The organism is Blastomonas sp. (assembly GCF_041747255.1).
Lineage (GTDB): Bacteria > Pseudomonadota > Alphaproteobacteria > Sphingomonadales > Sphingomonadaceae > Blastomonas.
The window spans coordinates 1-17,040 of the sequence record NZ_JBGTFM010000290.1 but is presented as its reverse complement, the minus strand read 5'-3'; the positions used below and the strand labels follow the sequence as shown (position 1 = coordinate 17,040).

General features: G+C 62.8%; 14 protein-coding genes. 9 read left to right on the top strand and 5 right to left on the bottom strand.

The features are described from left to right. The 5 genes from ACEW8G_RS09980 to ACEW8G_RS09960 all read right to left on the bottom strand — a co-directional run. Positions 1-468 (bottom strand): FAD-dependent oxidoreductase (locus tag ACEW8G_RS09980; RefSeq protein WP_373488274.1); only part of this gene is annotated, 468 nt, incomplete at its 3' end. Then, positions 449-1,816 (bottom strand): BCD family MFS transporter, encoded by a 1,368-nt coding sequence (locus ACEW8G_RS09975; protein WP_373488273.1) that lies wholly within the window; start codon positions 1,814-1,816, stop codon positions 449-451. The genes ACEW8G_RS09975 and ACEW8G_RS09980, both read right to left, overlap by 20 nt. A gap of 5 nt (positions 1,817-1,821) precedes the next feature. Beyond that, a complete protein-coding gene (gene chlG / locus ACEW8G_RS09970; RefSeq protein WP_373488272.1) occupies positions 1,822-2,724 on the bottom strand; it encodes a chlorophyll synthase ChlG in 903 nt (300 codons plus the stop codon). 85 nt (positions 2,725-2,809) lie between these two features. Continuing rightward, positions 2,810-4,225 carry a transcriptional regulator PpsR gene (gene ppsR / locus ACEW8G_RS09965; protein WP_373488271.1) on the bottom strand — a complete coding sequence of 472 codons (1,416 nt, stop codon included), beginning with the start codon at positions 4,223-4,225 and terminating at the stop codon, positions 2,810-2,812. Between the two features lie 50 nt (positions 4,226-4,275). After that, positions 4,276-5,292 (bottom strand): B12-binding domain-containing protein, encoded by a 1,017-nt coding sequence (locus tag ACEW8G_RS09960; RefSeq protein WP_373488270.1) that lies wholly within the window; start codon positions 5,290-5,292, stop codon positions 4,276-4,278. Positions 5,293-5,503: 211 nt separating this feature from the next. On the opposite strand from ACEW8G_RS09960, the gene bchF reads away from it, so the two are divergent. The 9 genes from bchF to puhB form a co-directional block, all read left to right on the top strand. Further along, a complete protein-coding gene (gene bchF / locus ACEW8G_RS09955) occupies positions 5,504-6,088 on the top strand; it encodes a 2-vinyl bacteriochlorophyllide hydratase (protein ID WP_373488269.1) in 585 nt (194 codons plus the stop codon). Beyond that, positions 6,085-7,371 (top strand): ferredoxin:protochlorophyllide reductase (ATP-dependent) subunit N, encoded by a 1,287-nt coding sequence (locus ACEW8G_RS09950; protein WP_373488268.1) that lies wholly within the window; start codon positions 6,085-6,087, stop codon positions 7,369-7,371. The genes bchF and ACEW8G_RS09950 overlap by 4 nt, the downstream gene beginning before the upstream one ends. Before the next feature lie 4 nt (positions 7,372-7,375). Next, complete coding sequence (bchB, locus tag ACEW8G_RS09945) at positions 7,376-9,049, top strand: ferredoxin:protochlorophyllide reductase (ATP-dependent) subunit B (RefSeq protein ID WP_373488267.1); 1,674 nt, start codon at positions 7,376-7,378, stop codon at positions 9,047-9,049. Further along, positions 9,039-12,662, top strand: a complete 3,624-nt coding sequence (locus ACEW8G_RS09940) for a magnesium chelatase subunit H (protein WP_373488266.1) — start codon at positions 9,039-9,041, stop codon at positions 12,660-12,662. The genes bchB and ACEW8G_RS09940 overlap by 11 nt, the downstream gene beginning before the upstream one ends. 13 nt (positions 12,663-12,675) lie before the next feature. Then, on the top strand, positions 12,676-13,581 hold the full coding sequence (gene bchL / locus ACEW8G_RS09935) for a ferredoxin:protochlorophyllide reductase (ATP-dependent) iron-sulfur ATP-binding protein (RefSeq protein WP_373488265.1): 906 nt from the start codon (positions 12,676-12,678) through the stop codon (positions 13,579-13,581). Beyond that, positions 13,581-14,276 (top strand): magnesium protoporphyrin IX methyltransferase, encoded by a 696-nt coding sequence (bchM, locus tag ACEW8G_RS09930; RefSeq protein ID WP_373488275.1) that lies wholly within the window; start codon positions 13,581-13,583, stop codon positions 14,274-14,276. Before bchL ends, bchM begins: the two co-directional genes overlap by 1 nt. Next, positions 14,273-15,706, top strand: a complete 1,434-nt coding sequence (locus ACEW8G_RS09925; protein WP_373488264.1) for a BCD family MFS transporter — start codon at positions 14,273-14,275, stop codon at positions 15,704-15,706. The genes bchM and ACEW8G_RS09925 overlap by 4 nt, the downstream gene beginning before the upstream one ends. Positions 15,707-15,732: 26 nt before the next feature. Further along, positions 15,733-16,506 carry a photosynthetic reaction center subunit H gene (puhA, locus tag ACEW8G_RS09920; RefSeq protein WP_373488263.1) on the top strand — a complete coding sequence of 258 codons (774 nt, stop codon included), beginning with the start codon at positions 15,733-15,735 and terminating at the stop codon, positions 16,504-16,506. Next, positions 16,503-17,040 (top strand): photosynthetic complex putative assembly protein PuhB (puhB, locus tag ACEW8G_RS09915; protein ID WP_373488262.1); only part of this gene is annotated, 538 nt, incomplete at its 3' end. The genes puhA and puhB, both read left to right, overlap by 4 nt.

Here is a 17,040-nt window from a genome sequence, read left to right as displayed (position 1 = left end):
GTCAGCGCCGATCACCGCGCGGGTGCGCACCCGCACTTCTTCTCCGCCGCGGCCCTCGCGATAGCAGACCACCGCCGTGCCATCGACATCGCGATCGACCCGGTCGAAATTGCCGGTGCGGCGATCCGCGCCGTTGATCGCGGCGCGGGCGCGCAGCCATTCGTCAAACACATCGCGGTCGACCATTCCGACAAAGCCCTTGCCGTTAGGTCCATCACCCACCGGCATATCGACGGTGCGGTTGGAGGGCGCGATCATCCGTGCAGCGCGCGCCTTGGCGACCAGCAGCGACTCAGGCACCTCGAAATCCTTGAGCAAGCGCGGCGGCACCGCACCGCCACACGGCTTGATCCGCCCGGCCTTGTCGAGCAGCAGCACGCGCAGCCCCTGCAACGCCAGATCATTCGCTGCGGTGGCGCCCGATGGGCCGCCACCGATGATTGCCACATCAAAATCCGTGTGTGCCATGCTTTATGCCTCCTAAGGCCTGCGCCGCCAGGATAGGCGGACTGGCACGGCGCGTAGTGACGCGCAGGGCCAGCAATGCGGCGATCAGGAACAGCCCTGCCTCGCCGGCAAAGATCAGTTGAAATGCTGCGCCATCGGTGGCGAGCAGCTTGCGTGCGATGTCGACACCAATCGCACCGATCAGCCCGCCAAGGCCAAAGGCGATGGCCTGCGATGCGCCCCACACGCCCATGCGCACGCCTTCCTTTGACGTCTGGCCAGCGCCGGCCAGCCCCATCATCGCGCCAATAGCAGACACAGCGAAAATACCGTTGGCAAAGCCGAGCAACGCAACATTGGTCTTGATCGGCCAGACGCCGCCGCTGGTTGCCGAGAGTGCAAGCGCGGCCAGCGCCAGCGCGGATCCGCCGCAGCCGACCAGAATCCAGATGCGCAGATCGGCGAGCTTGCGGCCCGAAAAGGCGCTGCCGCCAATGCCCGCTGTGATCATGCCCAGCAGCACGCCGCTGTGCTGCACGCCCGAGAGCTTGGTCGATTCGCCGGGAGTCATGTCGAACATCAACCCTGCGAACGGTTCGAGGATCAGGTCCTGCATCGAATAGGCGAGCATCGACACGAACACGAACACCGTGAAACGGCGGGCCGTCCGGTCGGCCAGAATTTCGCGCAGGGCTTCGACAAAATTGCCGCTGGGCGCGTCGCTGCCGGGATGCGGCGGAGGCACCAGCCGCCGTTCGACGCCCGCGATGGCAAGGCAGGCGACAACAAAAGCAGCGAGCGCAACGCCGCCCGCGACCGCAGCCAGCCGGGCCTCGCTGAACGGATCGATCAGGCTGCCCGCAACACCTGCTGCAATGACAATGCCTGCGACCATCATGATCCAGGTGATCGCGGCGGCCGCCGCGCGGCGTTCGGGCACGACGCCTGATGCGAGCATCGCCAGCATCGATGTGCCGGCCGCACCGACGCCTGCTCCGATCATCGAGAATGCCAGCACCGCGAGCAATGTGCCAAGCAATGGGGTCGGCGGCAGCATGACGGTAGCGTTGACCGCAACGATGGCGCCAAGCGCGAGCACGCCCATGCCGCCGATGATCCATGGGGTGCGCGTGCGGCCCTTGTCAGAGCCATGGCCCCAGATCGGGCGCGACAGTTGCACAGCGTAATGCCAGGCGACCAGCCCGGCAGGCAGCGCGGCGGGAAGCGCGTATTCCACCACCATCACGCGGTTCAGCAACGATGTCGCCAGCATGACGATCGATCCGATGCTCGCCTGCACCAGCCCCATGCGCACAATATCGATCCACCCCAGACCGATTTTGGTGGCCCCGATTTTTGGGTTAGGCATGCGGCTCATATCCAGCCACCGAGGCCGAGCGCAGCGGCCAGCATGCCGAACACATAGGATGAGACGCCGGTGGCATTATACCATGGCGCATATTTGTTGGGGTCGCTGAGCAGGCGGCGCATGAACACCAGCTGCGCGAGCAGCAGCACGCTGACCGCGACCGCCGAGATGGCATGGCCCCAGTTGAACAGCAGGCCGATGACGACCACCTGCGGCACAGCCATCACCGCGCACGCGAGCCGCGCCGCGTTGGCAACGCCCAATGTCACGGGCAACGAACGCACCCCCATCGCAGTGTCGCCCTCGACCGCCTTGAAATCGTTCAATGTCATGATGCCATGCGCGCCGATGCTGTAGAGCAGGATGATGATCAGGATGTTCACGTCAGGCAGGCCACCGGTCATCACGCTCGCGCCGGTGAACCAACTCAGCCCTTCATAGCTTAGCGCAACGACCCCTGGGCCGATCCAGCCGCTCATCTTGAAGCGGAACGGCGGCGCGCTGTAGCCCCAGGCGCACAGCAGCCCGACGATGGTGGCGATGAATACCCAGAAGCCCAGCGCAAGGCCCAGCAGCAGCGATAGCCCAGAGCCGATCAACGCGACATAAAGCCCCCATTTGCCGGCGATGCGGCCCGATGGAATGGGGCGTTCGGGCTGGTTGATCGCATCGACATGACGGTCATACCAGTCGTTCACCGCCTGGCTGGTGCCACACACCATGGGGCCAGCGAGAATCACACCGCCGATAAAAAACAACCAGCGGTCGGTCAGCGGCGCGCCTGATGAGACGACCCCGCACATGAATGCCCACATCGGCGGGAACCAGGTGATTGGCTTGAGCAGTTCCAGCACATCGCGCGGTGCGGGGACCGGCACGGGAGTGGGGATGTCTGCAGACTGGCTCATGGTCGCAAAGGCTAAGCCGCACGCCCACGAGTGTCAATTAGATTGGACAGTTGATCATGTAATTTCTGGACACGTCGACGCGGTGTCAGCCGTCGAGCTCATCCTTGCGGCCGATCAGATTGCCAAGACCATGGCGATGGAGCTTCGAATAAAGGCTCTGCCGGCTGAGACCAAGGATCTCGGCTGCCGATGCGCGGTTGTCGGATGTGTATGAGAGCGCTGCCTCGATGCACATCCGCTCGATCAGATCAGTCGATTCGCGGACAATTTCTTTCAGCGGCATCCGGCCGACCAGTTCCGTCAGCTGATCAACCGAACGCGGCGTATCGCGCTGCGCTGCGGGCAGGTCGCGCACCCGCCTGCTGACGGTGCGAATCGCAAAGCCATAATGGCCGCCATGGCTTTCGGTTCTCACGCCCGAAACCTCGATCGCCTCTTCGATGGCATCATCAGCGTGGACGATGGTCGTCGCATTGCGCATCTGGCCATGCTGGTCGATTTGCTTGCGCATCAGTTCAAGGTCGATGCCTGGCCGCCCGATAAACGTGCCGAGCGGTTGCCCGATGACCGAGTCCTGCGACACCCCGTGGACCAGATCAACAAAAGCAGCGTTGGCGGTGATGATCGCCATTTTCGCATCGGTCAGCACAAAGGCATCGGGCATATGCTCGATAATGTCCTGCATCGGCGACACCACCTCGGGCGGCGTGCCGGACCGGTCGCGGGCAACGAACCTGATGATGAACATCCGGCTGTTGTCCTGACGGAAGGGAATGGCGTTCATCGCGATTTGGTAATCAGAATCGGATGGGGAGACCATGATACCGGCGCTTTCGCCCGTTGCATTGGTTGCCCCCAGATGCGCGATCAGAGCGTCACGCCCGTCCGGATCAAGCAGGTTGGCAAGATCACGGTTCGGCAGGCTGCCGGGCTTGGCCTTGAACAATTTGTAGCTGGCCGGGTTCGCCTCGACAACGCGGCGGCTTGTGGCATCAATGATTAGCAGCGGATCATCAAGCATATCGAACAGCAGGCGGAAGCGCGCTTCGGTCTGCCGCAGTTTGAGGTAATCGCGCTCGAGTGATTGCTGGGTCTGCAGCAGGCGTTGTTGCAAGGCGGCGAGGCTACGCACATCGCGGCCAATGGCCATGCGCGGCTGGCCTTCACCCAGATCAACCACACGATAATGGATTGGCAAATTGCCTTCGGGGCCGGGATGGTTGACCTGGCGCCAGCGGTCAGGCTGCGCCATGGCATGACTGGCGGCATGACTGGCCAGCATTTCTGCGACCTTCGGCTTGCTGTCGATGGCAACCGTATCGACCCAGTAACGGCCTATCCAGCCGCTGATGTCGGGCATGCCCTCGGCGCTGATGGAAATGTCGCTGATAACACCGTGTTCATCCAGTGCGAGCGCAATATCTCCAGCGGCAAGGACCAAGCCCAGGGCCGCACTAATTTCCAGCTTGCCGACAACGCCTTTGAAGTCGCGAAAAGGCATAATTATGTCTGAAAGACCATCCTTTACCATCGCCGCGCCGGGGGCGGACTTCAAGACGAACGCGCTGAGCGCTGTTCCCCGGCAGATACCAGTTCTCCCGCAATCATCAGTGCGCCCGATGCGTCTGGCGCGGTGCCATCAGCACCCAGCGCCAGTGCGCGCGCCGGGTCACAACCCAGCGCCGGACCACCGACCATAACGGAGATTTTTGGATTGCAGGACACGCTTCTTATCGCATTAATGAGCTTGGGAAGCGTCCCGATATGAGTGTCCATAGTGGCTGTCAATCCAACCAAATCGAAATGTTTTGTGCCAATGGCGCGGAAAAGCTCGGATTGGTCGGGCTCGATCAGCGTTTCGACAATCCATCCGGCGCGTTGGAAGCATTCGCTTAAAATGCTTGTGCCCAGGCTATGCTGATCACCGGGCATGGTCGTAAACAGAGCCGTATAGCCGCTGTTGTGCCAGCCATCGACAGGCGGTGCCTGCAGCGCAATCGCGCGCACAAGCTGCTGCAGACGCCAAAGGCCCATGGTGACATCGACGAAATCGCAGGCGTCGTTATCCCACATCTGGCCCAAGTGGCGGGCGGTCGGGCCGATCAGTTCGATAAACAGCGTTTCAGCCGCAATGCCGCGGCTCAGATACACGAGAATCGCCTCGGTCAGGACGTCTGCTTCATGAGTGAGCACGTCCTGGCTGAACCGGCCAATCGTGACTTCATCAAACATAGGGCCATGGTTTCCATGCGGCGTGCCAGACGTGCCGGCCATTTCATTATCGTTGGACTGAACACCGTGATCAAGATCACCGCGCAGTGTGGATTTTTCAGCAAGGCGCGACTCGCCGAAATCCGCAACACTTAGGTCGTCACGACGGACCTTCAAGAGACGGGGGATGATTTCATCCTGCACTAAGCGGCTCACGTCATCATTCCGTTCGATGCTTGAGACCCGGGATCGACCGGTCGTGCCACCGCCCCATGCCGTGGTTTTCTTGCGATTTCTTCCGTTTCGGAACAGTCCTGTCGTCGACCTGATCAGATCGATCCCAAACACTGAGGCCATTACGACTCTCCTCAGGCCAGCCGGTGCGAAATAGCCCAACTGCATGCGGAGTTTTTGTTGTTTTCACTCCCCCGCAGGACCGATGCTACGCTTGTCCACTAAACCTGACAACCCCGGATTTGTCAAGAAAACTATACGTCAATTTTACTTGACACTTTTGCGACGCCGAGGGTAGGTTTCCAACTGAAATCAGGGAGACGCGACAATTACCATGACACTGGCAAGCCAGCCTGGAGCCGCCAAAAGCGGCCAGTCTTGCAGCGATAATGCTGATTGTGACGCTGGTCGTGCCCCGCGCCCCCTTTACACCGCTGAAGAACGCATCCGTCGCGACTCGACAATATGGACTTTGGTGCAGGGCCTGCTCGCGCCGTTGCAGTTTGTGGTGTTTGCCGTCTCGCTGGTTCTGGTGATGCGCTATCTCTCCACCGGCGAGGGCATGTTTGCCGCTGATCTCTCGATCATCATCAAGACGCTCACTCTGTACACCATCATGATCACCGGTTCGATCTGGGAGAAGGTGGTGTTTGGCAAGTGGCTGTTCGCACCGTCATTCTTCTGGGAAGACGTGTTTTCGATGCTCGTGCTGGCGCTGCACACCGCATATCTGGTGATGCTGTTGGGCGGCTATGGCACAGTCGAACAGCGGATGTGGGTCGCACTCGCCGGCTATGGCGCTTATGTGATCAACGCCGCGCAGTTCATCTGGAAGCTGCGCCTGGCCCGGCTCGATGCCGCGGCGCGCGATGCCCGCAACAATGATGCGACCAATGGCACCCTGGCGGTGGCATCATGAACGCCATCGCGCCCATCGCCGCCCCCTCCACCGGTTGTTCCACCGCGCCGGTGTTGCGCGAGCGCGGCCAGCGCGAGGTTTTCTGCGGGCTCACCGGCATTGTCTGGCTGCACCGCAAGATGCCCGATGCATTCTTTCTCGTCGTCGGCTCGCGCACCTGCGCGCATCTACTGCAGTCCGCCGCCGGCGTGATGATCTTTGCCGAGCCCCGTTTTGCGACTGCGATTATCGAGGAGCGCGATCTGGCGGGTCTTGCCGATGCCAATGAGGAGCTCGACAAGGTGGTTCGCCGCCTGCTCTCCCGCCGCCCCGAAATCCGCACGCTGTTTCTGGTGGGCAGCTGCCCGTCGGAAGTGATCAAGCTCGATCTGGCGCGCGCCGCACAGCGGCTTGAGCAGGTGTTCATGCCCGATGTGCGCATCGTCAACTATTCGGGCAGCGGCATCGAAACCACGTTTACACAGGGCGAGGACGCGTGCCTCGCTGCGCTAGTGCCGTTTATGCCGCAGCCGGAGGCCGACGCCGCGCAGCAGCTGCTGATCGTCGGCGCGCTGCCAGACATCGTTGAAGATCAATTGCTGCGCCTGGTGCGCGATCTGGGCATCACCAATGTCGCTTGCTTGCCCGCACGCTCGGCGCGGGATCTGCCGCCGGTCGGCCCCAACACGCGCTTCCTGCTGGCGCAGCCGTTTCTTGGCGATACCGCGATGGCGCTGGAAGATCGTGGGGGCGTGCATCTGCCCGCTGCCTTTCCGTTCGGCGCAGAGGGCACCACCGCTTGGCTCCACGCCGCTGCCGAAGCCTTTGGTGTGGATGAAACGCATTTCGACGCCGTCGTCGCTCCGGGGCGCGAACGTGCCCGTCGCGCGCTGGAGCACAGCCGCGCGCGGCTTGAGGGCAAGACGATCTTCTTCCTGCCCGATTCGCAGCTTGAACTGCCGCTCGCGCGCTTTTTGCATACTGAGCTGGGCATGATTCCGATTGAAGTCGGCACGCCCTATTTGCACCGCCACCATATGGCCGCAGAACTGGCCCAGCTGCCATCGAACACCGTGATCAGCGAAGGCCAGGATGTCGACAAGCAGCTTGACCGGGTGCGTGCATCCAAGCCGGACATCACCGTGTGCGGTCTTGGCCTTGCCAATCCGCTGGAGGCCGAGGGCTTCACCACCAAATGGGCGATCGAACTGGTGTTCTCACCGATCCACGGGTTCGATCAGGCTGGCGATCTTGCCGAACTGTTCGCGCGGCCTCTCCGCCGCCGCGACGTGTTGAGGGTATAGGGCTATGCAGCTATCGGTCTGGACCTATGAAGGGCCTCCTCACGTAGGGGCAATGCGGGTCGCGACCGGCATGACCGACGTGCATTATCTGCTGCATGCGCCGCAGGGCGACACCTATGCCGACCTTCTGTTTACGATGATCGAACGGCGCGGCAAGCGCCCGCCGGTCACCTATACCACCTTTCAGGCGCGCGATCTGGGCACCGATACGGCCGAGCTGTTTCAGCAGGCCGGACGCGATGCCATCGCCCGTTTTAACCCGGCAGCCTTGCTGGTCGGGTCTTCCTGCACCGCCGAGCTGATCCAGGACGATCCGGCCGGCATGGCGCAGGCCATGCAGCTTTCCATCCCCGTTATTCCGCTCGAACTGCCCAGCTATTCGCGCAAGGAAAACTGGGGAGCATCAGAGACATTCTATCAGATTGTCAGAACTCTCGCGGTCGGAGATTCCTCCCGCTCCGCACCGCGCCAGGCAGGTTCTCCGCGTCCCAAAGCGAACCTGCTTGGGCCGAGCGCACTGGGTTTTCGCCATCGCGACGATATCGTCGAGATCGCGAAGATTCTGGCTGCGCTCGGCATAGAGATTAACCTCACCGCGCCTTTGGGGGCAGGCGCAGGCGATATCGCGCGTATCGGCGATGCTGATTTCAACATCGTAATGTATCCGGAAATCGCCGATTCGGCGGCGCGCTGGCTGGAAAAAACGCTCCAGCAGCCGTTCACCAAGACCATCCCTATCGGCCATGGTGCGACGCTGGATTTTATCCGCGAAGTCGCTGCGCTCGCGGGTGTCGATGCTGCGCCCGCGCTGGATCTGGCCGAAGCGCGGATGCCATGGTGGAGCCGCTCGGTCGATTCGACCTACCTCACCGGCAAGCGCGTCTTTATCTTCGGCGATGCGACCCACGCCATCGCCGCCGCGCGGGTGGCGCGCGACGAACTGGGCTTCGTCGTCTGCGGTCTGGGCTGCTACAACCGCGAATTCGCGCGCGATTTGCGCGCTGCGGCGGCTGACCATGGCGTTGAGCCCTTGATCACCGACGATCATCTTGAGGTCGAAGAAGCGATTGCCGCCGCTCACCCAGAGCTGGTGCTGGGCACGCAGATGGAACGCCATATCGCCAAGCGCCTGTCGATCCCCTGCGCGGTGATCTCGGCGCCGGTGCACGTGCAGGATTTCCCGGCGCGGCACAGCCCGCAAATGGGCTTTGAAGGCGCGAACGTGCTGTTCGATACCTGGGTGCATCCTCTGGTGATGGGGCTGGAAGAGCATCTGCTCACCATGTTTCGCGATGATTTCGAATTTCATGACGGCGCAGGTGCCAGCCATCTGGCGCACGGCACGACCCAAAATCCTCCCCTGCAAGGGGAGGTGGCTCGCGTGAGCGAGACGGCGGGGTATCAACCTCTCGATGGCGTGACACCCCTCCACCAGCCTGCAGCTGGTCCCCCTCCGCTTGCAGGGGAGGATTTGATATCCTTCGGTGCGCGGCTAAACGACGGCGACACGCTGGTGATCGCGCGGTGGACCGCCGAGGCGGAAACCGAACTTAGAAAAATTCCCTTCTTTGTGCGCGGCAAAGCGCGGCGCAACACTGAGGCCTATGCTGCGGAGCTTGGGCTGGCCTCCATCACTTTAGACACGCTCTACGACGCAAAGGCGCATTATGCCCGGTAAAGCAAAGTCTGGAGCGGCCGGCAGCCGCAATGTCCCGATCAGGATCGTGTTTGTCACGCTCGACAACCACGTCTCCGGCGCGGTTGAACGGGCGGAAATCGCGTTGCAGCGCGACATGCCCGGGCTCAGCATCGGCTATCATGCCGCTGCTGACTGGGGCCGCGATGCAGGCGCGCTCGATGCGGTGCGCGCCGATGTCGCCAAGGCTGATATCATCATTTCGACCATGCTGTTTCTGGAAGACCATGTCAGCGCGATCCTGCCCGCGCTGCAGGCGCGCCGCGAGGATTGTGACGCGATGCTTGGCCTCATGTCGGCGGCAGAGGTCGTGCGGCTGACGCGCATGGGCAGCTATCGCATGGACGCGCCGACCGGCGGCGTGATGGCGATGCTGAAAAAGCTGCGCGGTCCCGCCAAGCCCGGCGGCAATGCGGGCGAAAAGCAGATGCGCATGCTGCGTCGCTTGCCCAAAATCCTTAAGTTCATGCCCGGCACCGCGCAGGATGTGCGCCATTATTTCCTGACCATGCAATACTGGCTGGCGGGCAGCGACGAGAATGTCGTCAACATGATCCGCGGGCTGGTGGACCGCTATGCGGCAGGACCGCGCGCGGTGCTCAAGGGCAGCACGCCTGCGCAACCACCACGCAGCTACCCCGACGTTGGTGTCTATCATCCGACCCTGCCCGACCGGCTGGGCGAGGATGCGGCGATGTTACCGCGCAGCAACGCAGCGAAGGGCACCGTCGGCGTTTTGCTGCTGCGCTCCTATGTGCTCGGCACCGATACCGGCCATTATGATGGCATGATCGCAGCGCTTGAAGCGCAAGGGCTGAATGTCGTTCCGGCATTCGCCAGCGGGCTCGATTCGCGGCCTGCGATTGCCAGATATTTCCAGCGCGATGGCACGGCGTCCATCGATGCGCTGATCAATCTCACCGGCTTCTCGCTGGTCGGCGGCCCGGCCTATAACGACGCTGCGGCGGCGGAAGAAACGCTTTCGGGCCTCGATATCCCGTATATCGCCGCGCATCCGGTCGAGTTCCAGAGCCTCGAGCAATGGGGCGAAGGCAAGCAGGGCCTGCTGCCGCTCGAAGCCACGTTGATGGTCGCGATCCCCGAGCTTGACGGCGCGATCATGCCCAGCATCTTCGGCGGCCGGTCGAACGGATCGGGCGAGGCCTGCAAGGGCTGCGGCCGTGGCTGCATCTTCACCGCGCCCGATGCGGTGCGCGCGATGCAAAGCTGCCCCGAACGCGCCGAGGCGCTCGCCAGCCGCGTGGGTCGGATGGTGACGCTGCGCCGGTCTGAACGGGCCAAGCGCAAGCTCGCCATCGTGCTGTTCAACTTTCCGCCCAATGCCGGAGCCACCGGCACGGCGGCGCACCTGGCGGTTTACGAATCGCTGCATGCGACGCTGCAGCGGCTGTCTGCTGAAGGCTATAAGGTCGATGTGCCCGCCTCGGTCGACGATCTGCGCGATGCGATCCTCAAGGGCAACAGCGATCGCTTTGGCACCGATGCCAATGTCGCTGTGCGCATCCCGACCGACGACCATGTCTCGAACGAGCCGTATCTGCGCGCGATTGAGGCGCAATGGGGCCCGGCGCCCGGCAAGGTGCAGAGCGACGGCTGGTCCATTCACGTGCTCGGCAAGCAGTTCGGCAATGTATTTGTCGGCATCCAGCCCACCTTCGGGTTTGAAGGCGATCCGATGCGGTTGCTGTATGATGGCGATTTCGCGCCGACGCATGCGTTTTCGGCCTTTTATCGCTGGATCCGTGAGGATTTTGGCGCAAACGCGGTGCTGCATTTCGGCACCCACGGCGCGCTCGAGTTCATGCCCGGCAAGCAGACCGGCATGTCGGGCAGCTGCTGGCCCGACCGGCTGATCGGCAACCTGCCCAATTTCTATCTCTACGCCGCCAACAACCCTTCAGAAGGCATTCTGGCCAAGCGCCGTTCGGGTGCGACCCTGGTGTCGTATCTGACCCCGCCGCTCGCCGAAGCCGGGCTTTACAAGGGATTTGCCGACTTGAAGGCGCTCACCGAGCGCTGGCGCGGTCTGCCGCAAGGCGACAGCGACATTCGTACCCAGCTTGAGGTGATGATCCGCGAGGCGGCTGACGCGCTCGACATCGAATCGAGCGATCTCGATACTTTGGTGGCAGGGCTTTATGAACTTGAGCGCGAGCTGATCCCGTTTGGCCTGCATGTGCTCGGCAAGCAGCTCGAAGGCGAGGAGCGCGAGGCGTTTTTGAACGCTATGGTTGCAGCTGATCCCGAGGCGGACCGCACGGCGCTCGACGCCAAGCTGGCGTCGAATGACGAACTGGGCGGGCTCGTCCATGCGCTCGATGGCTGCTATGTGCGGCCAGGCCCCGGCGGTGACGTGCTGCACAATGCCGAAGTGATGCCCACCGGGCGCAACACCCACGGCTTCGATCCTTTCCGCCTGCCCAGCCGCATGGCGACGGCAACCGGCACGTTGCAGGCCGAAGCGCTGATCGAGCGTCATTTGGCATCGGGCGAACCGATGCCGGAAAGCATCGCGATGGTGCTGTGGGGCACCGACAACCTGAAGAGCGAAGGTGCACAGATTGCGCAGGTCATGCGGCTGTTCGGTGCGACCGCGCGGTTTGATACGTACGGCCGTCTGGCGGGCGCCGAGCTGATCCCGCTGGCCGAACTCGGCCGTCCGCGCATCGATGTGATCGCGACCCTGTCGGGCGTGTTCCGCGATCTTTTGCCGCTGCAAACGCGGATGATGGCCGAGGCCGCATGGCTCGCCGCCAGCGCCGAAGAACCGCTTGAGCAGAATTTCGTCCGCAAGCACGCGCTCGCCTATGCCGAGAAAATGGGCTGCGATCTCGAAACCGCAGCGCTACGGGTCTTCTCGAACGAAGAAGGTGCTTACGGCGCGCAGGTCAATGTGATGATCGACGATGGCGCATGGACCGATCCGGATGATCTGGCTGAAGCGTTCGAAAAGCGCAAAGGCTTTGCCTATGGCCGCAGCGGCAACCCGGTGCAGCGCCGCGATCTGCTCGAAACCGCGCTTGCCGATGTCGCCTTTACCTACCAGAACCTCGACTCGGTCGAACTCGGCGTCACCGACATCGACCAGTATGTCGATGCTCTGGGCGGGGTGAGCCGCTCGGTCGCCCGCGCGCGCGGCGGCAAGGCCGCGCCGGTGTATATTCTCGATGCCACACAAGGTGCCGCCAAGGTGCGGACGCTGGGCGAACAGATTGACCTCGAAACGCGCAGCAGGATGCTCAACCCGAAATGGTATGAGGGTCTGCTCAAGCACGGCTATGAAGGCGTGCGCCAGATCGAAGGCCATGTCACCACCACCATGGGCTGGTCCGCCACCACCGGCGAAGTCAAGCCCTGGGTCTATCAGCAGATCAGCGAAACCTTCGTGCTCGACGCAGAGATGCGCGGGCGGATGGCGACGCTCAACCCGAAGGCCTCTGCCCGCGTGGCAGAGCGTCTTCTGGAAGCATGCGACCGCCGGCTGTGGGAACCGGATGCCGCAACCCTGGCTGCGCTTCGCGCCGCCGCAGACGATATCGAGGACCGGCTGGAAGGCCTGGTCGCAGCAGAATGACGGGAGAGATTTGATGAGCCTTTTAGACCACGGCAGCGCGCCCCCAAGTCACTTGGCCAGCTTCGGCGAAGGCAGCACCCAGGTTGCGCTCGATCCGCGCGATGAAATCACCGGTGCTAAGGTTTTTGCCGTTTACGGCAAGGGCGGCATCGGCAAGTCGACCACCTCGTCTAATCTCTCCGCCGCGCTCTCGCTGCTCGGCAAGCGGGTGCTGCAGATCGGCTGCGATCCCAAGCACGACAGCACCTTCACGCTGACCAAGAAGCTGATGCCGACGGTGATCGATGTGCTCGAAAGCGTCGATTTCCATTCCGAGGAGCTCCGGCCCGAAGATTATATGTTCCAAGGCTTCAACGGCGTGATGTGCGTTGAGGCGGGCGGACCGCCTGCGGGTACCGGCTGCGGCGGCTATGTGGTTGGCCAGACGGTGAAACTTTTAAAGCAGCACCATCTGCTCGAAGACACTGATGTGGTGATCTTTGACGTGCTGGGCGATGTGGTGTGCGGTGGCTTTGCGGCTCCCCTGCAACATGCCGAGCGCGCCGTTGTCGTCGCTGCGAACGATTTCGACAGCATCTTCGCGATGAACCGCATCGTTGCGGCCATCAAGGCCAAGTCAAAGAACTATGATGTGCGCATGGCGGGCGTCATCGCCAACCGCTCGGCTGCAACCGACGAGATCGACCGGTTTAACGATGCGACCGGGCTCAAGACGCTCGCGCATTTCCCTGATCTGGACGCGATCCGTCGCAGCCGGCTGAAAAAATGCACGATCTTCGAGATGGATTCGACCCCCGAGATCGAAGCAGTGAAGACCGAATACATGCGGCTTGCTGCCGTGCTGTGGAAGGGCACCGATCCGCTCGACGCGATGCCGATGAAGGACCGCGACATCTTTGATTTCCTGGGCTTCGAATGATGGCGAGCACCGCACCCGCCACCCGCTACGATACCTATCGCGGCAGGCTTGAAACCTATTTTGACCGCACCGCGCGGCAGAACTGGGTCGATCTGACCTCGGACGCCAAGGTCAGCGGCATCCGTGCGACGGTGCGCGCCGGGCGCGACCGGATGCGTGCGATGCTGCTCGACTGGCTGCCTTATGATCTGGCGGGCAAGCGCATTCTCGATGCGGGCTGCGGCACCGGCGCGCTGGCGGTTGCCGCCGCGCAGCTGGGCGCGCATGTCACCGCGATCGATATTTCGACAGGACTGGTCGATGTCGCGCGCGATCGGGCACCGACCGGCCTCAATATCGACTGGCGCGTGGGTGACATGTTCGATCCCGCGCTGGGAGACTTCGACCATGTTGTCGCGATGGATTCGCTCATTCATTATGAAGCCGACGACATTGTCGCGGTAATCGCGGGCTTTGCTGCGCGCGCACCGAACATCGCCTTTACCTTCGCGCCGCGCACCCCGCTGCTGGCCGCGATGCACGCCACCGGCAAGCTGTTCCCAAAGTCTGATCGCGCGCCCGCGATTGTGCCGGTGGCCGAAGCAAAGCTGAAAAGCCTGCTCGCCGCACGGCTGCCCGGTTATGGCGTGGCTGAGAGCGAGCGCATCGTCAGCGGTTTCTACACCAGCCATGCGATGATGGTGACGCGCGGATGAAGCTGAGCCGCATCTCGACCAATTTCTTTGCAGGGCTCAGCACCAGCTTCCTGCCGTTCGCCGATGCGGCAAGCGCGGAGTTGCCGCTGGGCCGGTTGTTGCGGCTGTCTTTGTTCCAGATCAGCGTCGGCATTGCCATTGTGCTGCTCAACGGCACGCTCAACCGCGTGATGATTGTCGAGCTGGGCACGCCCGCCTGGCTGGTTGCGCTGATGATCGCGATTCCCCTGCTGGTTGCGCCGTTCCGCGCGCTGATCGGCCACAAGTCGGACAATCATAAGTCCGTGCTCGGTTGGCGCCGGGTGCCCTATATCTGGTTCGGATCGCTGCTGCAGTTCGGTGGCCTCGCGATCATGCCGTTCGCGCTGCTGCTGCTGTCGCGCGATGATACATTCACTTCGGGTCTTGTCGCCGGCGCGCTGGCGTTTCTGCTCACCGGCCTTGGCATGCATACCACGCAGACCGCAGGCCTTGCGCTCGCGACTGATCTGGCACCCGAAGACACCCGCCCGCGCGTTGTCGCGCTGATGTTCGTCATGCAGCTGGTCGGCATTATGGCCGCGGCGCTGGTGATGGGGTCGCTGCTGGCAGACTTTTCCGCCACGCGACTGGTCGCCATCGTGCAGGGTGCCGCCATGCTGACGATGGCGCTGAATATCATTGCTTTGTGGAAGCAGGAGGCACGCCGCCCGTCGACCACCAAGCCGGACCTTCCGACACCGAAGTTCTCGGTCGTATGGCGCGAATTTACCCGCGAGGCGCGCAATGCACGGCTGCTGGTCGCGATCGGTTGCGGCACTGCTGCGTTCACCATGCAGGATGTGCTGCTTGAGCCCTTTGGCGGCGAAATTCTCGGCATGTCAGTGGGGCAGACGACATTGCTCACCGGGCTGTGGGCGTTCGGCATGCTGCTGGGCTTTGCCTGGGCAGCGCGCAGACTGGGCCAGGGGGCTGATCCGCTGCGGCTGGCGGGCTTTGGCGCGGTCATCGGCATGGCGGCCTTTGCGATGTTGCTGTTTGCTGCGCCGCTCGAGTCTGTCGGGCTGGTGTTTAGCGGTGCGGTGACCATCGGGCTGGGCGCGGGGTTGTTTTCGGTCGGCACCTTGAGCGCGATCATGGCCATTGCGGGCAGCGACAAGAACCGGGGTTCGGGCCTCGCGCTCGGCGCATGGGGCGCGGTGCAGGCAAGCGCGGCCGGTATAGCCATCGCATTGGGCGGGCTGATCCGTGACGGCGTCTCGGCGCTGGCGATGGCGGACCAGATCGGCGCGACGCTCGCCTATCGTGCGACGGGCTATGGCACCGTCTATCTGATCGAGATTATTCTGCTGCTTGTTACAATGGTCGTGTTGGGTCCGCTGGTCGGCGGCAACACGGTTGATACGCCGGCGCCGCAGTCGCGGTTCGGGCTCACTGAATTTCCGACCTGAGATAGCATGAAGAGAGGGAAAGCGCCATGTTCAACGGCAATATAGTAGGCAACATCGATGTTGCATCGATCGCTTTCTGGGCGTTCGTGGTCTTTTTTATCGGCCTGATTTACTATCTGCGACGCGAGGACCGCCGAGAGGGCTTTCCGCTCGAAGACGATGTCACGGGTCGGTCGATCAACAACGGCGGCGCGCTGCTGCACGCCAGCCCCAAGACGTTCAAGCTGCCGTTTGATCGCGGCACCGTCAGCACGCCGACCATCGGCAAGGAAAAGTTCGATATCGCCGGACGTCGCGCTGGCCCCGGCCCGGGCGCACCTTATATCCCGACCGGCAATCCTTTGACCGATTGCATCGGCCCCTCGGCCTATGCCGAGCGCAGTCGCCTGCCTGATCTGGATGCCTTCGGCAACCACCGCATCGTGCCGATGGCGCTGGAGCCGAGCTTCTCGATTGCCCGTGGCGATCCTGATCCGCGCGGCATGACCGTGATTGGCGCCGATGGCGCGGTCGCAGGCACCGTTGTTGAAATCTGGGTGGATCGCTCGGAGCATCAGGTGCGCTATCTTGAGGTCGCCACTGCCGAAGGGCCGCATGCGCTCGCCCCGATGCCGATGGCGAAGATCCGCAAGAGTGCGCGCCAGATCGTTGTCGATGCGATCAATGCCGCGCAGTTCTCGGGTTGCCCGCAGGTCGAAACTGCAGGCCAGATCAGCCGCTATGAGGAAGACAAGATCTCCGGTTACTTCGGTGGCGGCTACCTTTATGCCAACCGTGCCCGTCAGGAGCCGCTGATATGATGATCACCGAATATGATGACGAGCCAATCAGGGGCTTGCCCGGCGAATTGCCGCAGGGCGAAACCCTGATCTGGCAGGGGTCGCCCGATTGGCGGCTGCTCGCCCGCAGCGCGCTGTTCACGCGCTTTGTCGGCCTGTATTTCGTCGCGTTGGTGGCGATGGCGCTGATCAATGGCAGCCTGACGGGCATCGTTGCGACCCTGATCGCGGGTGCACTGAGCATCGGGCTGCTCACGCTCTATGCCTGGCTGGTCGGTCGCACGACGGTCTACACACTGACGGATCGCCGCGTGGTCCTGCGCGTCGGCGTGGCGCTCAACATGTGCATCAACCTGCCGCTCAGCAAAATTGCCGGTGCCAACCTCCGGCCGCTTGGCCCGGTTGAGGGCGATCTGGCGCTGCAACTGATCGGCAAGCACCGGCTTGGCTATCTGGTGCTGTGGCCGCATGCCCGCCCTTGGAAAATCGGAAACCCGCAGCCCATGCTGCGCGCGTTGCCCGATGCTGCCGTGGTCGGCGAGCGGCTGGCCCGTG

Excerpts from the sequence above, each read along its gene's own strand:
- ACEW8G_RS09975 (WP_373488273.1), bottom strand. The coding sequence starts at position 1,816 with ATGCCTAACCCAAAAATCGGGGCCACCAAAATCGGTCTGGGGTGGATC.
- chlG (WP_373488272.1), bottom strand. The coding sequence starts at position 2,724 with ATGAGCCAGTCTGCAGACATCCCCACTCCCGTGCCGGTCCCCGCACCG.
- ppsR (WP_373488271.1), bottom strand. The coding sequence starts at position 4,225 with ATGCCTTTTCGCGACTTCAAAGGCGTTGTCGGCAAGCTGGAAATTAGT.
- ACEW8G_RS09960 (WP_373488270.1), bottom strand. The coding sequence starts at position 5,292 with ATGGCCTCAGTGTTTGGGATCGATCTGATCAGGTCGACGACAGGACTG.
- bchF (WP_373488269.1), top strand. The coding sequence starts at position 5,504 with ATGACACTGGCAAGCCAGCCTGGAGCCGCCAAAAGCGGCCAGTCTTGC.
- ACEW8G_RS09950 (WP_373488268.1), top strand. The coding sequence starts at position 6,085 with ATGAACGCCATCGCGCCCATCGCCGCCCCCTCCACCGGTTGTTCCACC.
- bchB (WP_373488267.1), top strand. The coding sequence starts at position 7,376 with ATGCAGCTATCGGTCTGGACCTATGAAGGGCCTCCTCACGTAGGGGCA.
- ACEW8G_RS09940 (WP_373488266.1), top strand. The coding sequence starts at position 9,039 with ATGCCCGGTAAAGCAAAGTCTGGAGCGGCCGGCAGCCGCAATGTCCCG.
- bchL (WP_373488265.1), top strand. The coding sequence starts at position 12,676 with ATGAGCCTTTTAGACCACGGCAGCGCGCCCCCAAGTCACTTGGCCAGC.
- bchM (WP_373488275.1), top strand. The coding sequence starts at position 13,581 with ATGGCGAGCACCGCACCCGCCACCCGCTACGATACCTATCGCGGCAGG.
- ACEW8G_RS09925 (WP_373488264.1), top strand. The coding sequence starts at position 14,273 with ATGAAGCTGAGCCGCATCTCGACCAATTTCTTTGCAGGGCTCAGCACC.
- puhA (WP_373488263.1), top strand. The coding sequence starts at position 15,733 with ATGTTCAACGGCAATATAGTAGGCAACATCGATGTTGCATCGATCGCT.